A 510-nucleotide genomic window follows, 5' to 3' on the forward strand; every position below is an offset into this window, starting at 1 on the left:
GGGTTTGTTCTTCGCTGTTCATGGCGACCTCGTAGATTGCCGGGAATATCAGTGCCCTCACCCACAGTGGATAAGGTGCTCACCAGTAATGGGGCTGATACAGGATGTTTCAATGACCTTTACCGAACGTTTACGTTTGTGCCCCGAAGGGGTTGATCGGTTAAAGTGAGGCACTGCTTTCAACCTGCGATACCGACTGATGAATTCGTTCGATGTACTGCGTGACTCTCTGTATTTCTTCAAGCGCAATCTGAGCCAGATCGTGCAGCTATGCCTGCCGCTGGTGATTGTCGAGGCGCTGCTGCAACAAGTGGTCGACCGCTCCACCGGGCCAGACAGTTTCGCCGGCATCAGTGTGATTGTCGGCTTGCTGGTGTATCCGCTGTACACCGCCGCGCTGATCCTGTTTCTCGATGCCCGTAGCCGCGGCGAATCGCCGCGTACCCGCGACCTGTTGGCAGCCGCTGCGACCCTGTGGCCGCGCTTCGCCGTACTGACCGCCCTTAATAC

General features: G+C 56.9%; 1 protein-coding gene. It reads left to right on the top strand.

Annotated features, from left to right (window positions below):
- Positions 1-199: 199 nt before the first annotated feature.
- Positions 200-510, top strand: a 311-nt coding sequence (locus AC1DF0_RS32130) for a hypothetical protein (RefSeq protein WP_477577620.1), incomplete at its 3' end; no start/stop codon positions are given.

The organism is Paenibacillus sp. 05T425 (assembly GCF_056396205.1).